This is a genomic window from Dialister sp. (assembly GCF_051885895.1).
In the GTDB taxonomy this organism is placed as follows: domain Bacteria; phylum Bacillota; class Negativicutes; order Veillonellales; family Dialisteraceae; genus Dialister.
Genome location: NZ_JBJEXP010000044.1, coordinates 1 through 2,478 on the forward strand (window position 1 = coordinate 1; position 2,478 = coordinate 2,478).

1 protein-coding gene is annotated in these 2,478 nt (G+C 47.9%); it reads left to right on the forward strand.

What is annotated here, in order from left to right:
- The first annotated feature begins 1,098 nt into the window (after window positions 1-1,098).
- Window positions 1,099-2,289 carry a YkvI family membrane protein gene (locus ACI4N7_RS04225; RefSeq protein WP_439732119.1) on the forward strand — a complete coding sequence of 397 codons (1,191 nt, stop codon included), beginning with the start codon at window positions 1,099-1,101 and terminating at the stop codon, window positions 2,287-2,289.
- Window positions 2,290-2,478 lie beyond the last annotated feature (189 nt).

The following is a 2,478-nucleotide window of genomic DNA, read 5'->3' on the forward strand; positions in this document are numbered from 1 at the left end:
TGCATGGACCGTTTCCCTGAACTACAAATTCTAATTTCTGAAAAGAAAAGAGAATCTGGTTTCATAAACAAAAAAGAAGCTCTCGAAAGAGGGCTTCTTTTTTGTTGAGGAGGATTCGCTGCCCGGATTGAGAAGGTGCAAAGGATGAAGGTGGGCGTCTGTCGGTGCCGGTTTAATGAGGAACAGAGCCGCCCTTTCTGAACCCTCTGCACCTTTTCTATAAAGTGAGACGTCCTCACTCTTTCATGGATTATATTAGTAGAGAGGCAAATGGGCCTGGGCGTGAATTTCTCTGATTTCTGCAGCGCGCATTCCATGGAAGCAGAAAAAGAGGGAAGAACTCCCATCACGTGGATTTCACCTCTCCGGTGCACCAAAAACGAAATACAAAGCAAAACTCCTGAGGAAAGATCTGCTGGATATCCTGGCGGCAGCTATGGTTTTACCTGTTCTTCTCTGACGACAAAGACATTCCGCACCGGCGGCTGCCTCTGGGATTTATCGAAGAGGAAAATCCTGATCCCTGCCGCGCGACAGCATGGGACGAGTCAGGAGTTTTTGCGCTGCTTCTCAAATTTTAAAAGAATCAAATTGACAAGCGGAAAAAATCAGTATACTATGTGCATATAGATTCAGAGATGCGGCTGCTGCCGCACTCCTTTGGGAGCGCTGCCCTGCGTTATGGGTGCCCGGTGGATTCCGGGAGGCGGAAACGAATTTGCCCCTGTCCTGTAAAGGACAGGGGCTTTTTGTTTAGGGAAGCGCTGATTCATTTCCCGAAATCTGCTTTTATAAAAAATTTTATGCACTGCTGTGTCATGGGATTTCTTAAACAGCTCGTTGTTTGCGTTATTCTATTCCTTGCATGGCGTAAATTTTCAAGAATAAAAGCGGACCATGATTGAATCAGCGTTTCCCTGGCCGGCGGGCGGTTTAGAAGAAGGGGAGGAAATACAAAAGAGAAGGAAATGAAAGAAGAGAAGATGATTATTTTTTGCTGATTTGTGAAAGCGGCGGGCCCATGCTTCAGAGGGCTGTGGGTATCGTCTGCTTTCGGAGAAGCAGGGGGGACACTTCCTGCAAGGGGAGGAATATACGATGGAGAAAAGAGGTTCTTTGGGAAAAATTATGTCCCGGTATGTACTGCCGGGGATTATTCTGCAGTCTGTTCTTATCGGCGGCGGTTATGCTACTGGCCGGGAAATCGTGGAGTACGGAGCCAAGTATGGCGCCATGGGATGGCTGTCGGGCTTTGCGTCTTTTATCGGGTTTTCACTCATGGCGATTCTGTCCTTTGAGATGGTGCGGCTTTTCAAGCTCTATGATTTCAAATCGCTGCTGAAATCACTGATTGGCCCTTTTTATCACCTCTTTGATGTGGTATACATTATGCTCATGCTCATTATCATTGCTGTCATGTCTTCTGCTACGGGAGCAATTGTGGAGCAGATGACGGGACTCAATTACTGGGTAGGCGTTTCTGTGATTACGGTGGTGGTGGGAATTCTCAATTTTTACGGGGAGAAAATCATCGCCTGCTTTGAGTCTGTGGGTACGGTGCTTTTGTATATCGGTTATATCAGCTTTTCCGCTCTGGTCATTACCCAGGGCAGTGATCATATTTCCCAGGTCATGGCAGCGGGAGATGTATCTTTTACACCGGATGTAACCGTGCTTTCCGCACTATGGACCGGCATTCTCTATGTAGGATACAATCTGGTGGTATTCCCGGCATCCTTCTTCACCATTAAGAACCAGACCAGCACAAAGCAGTCTGTCATCGGAGGGCTTATTGCAGGCCTTCTCATGACTATTCCCTGGTTTATGACCTATTTTGCCATCATGGCTTTTTATCCGGATACTTCCGTACTGGCAGCGCCGGTGCCATGGCTGGTCATGATGATGGCCGACAAGGCCCCCTCCTGGCTTTTCCTTTTCTTCGGGCTTGTTATGGGATGGACCCTGATTGAAACAGCTACCGGTATGATTCATGCCATGCTGGGGCGCATTGACAAGGGGCTGGCAGACAGCGGGCGGAGCGGCATGCCCCGTGCCCGGAGGGCACAGGTTACTGTAGCCATTCTGGCAGCATCTGCGGTACTTGCCAAATTCGGTATTATCGACCTCATTGCCAAGGGCTACAACGCTTTGTCCTACGCCATCATTGTTCTTCTTCTGGTGCCTCTCCTCACGGTGGGACTGTATAAAATTGTAAAGAGAGAAAGAGAAATCAGGAAAGTGGAAGAACCGGTGGAGACGGAAGAACCATCGGTAGCTGTCCATTTATAAAAAACAAATAAAAAAGACCGGATAACCGGTCTTTTTTATTTGGCAATTTTCCTGAATATAGAGGAAGCAGAACTGTGTACCTGTATATCACAGCAGCTGCTTCTTATGTAGCCAGTTTTCTTTCTCCCCGTTTGACGGCAAATCGCTTCAGCTCCTGGCCTGTCTGCTTCATAAGATCTTCCACTGAAG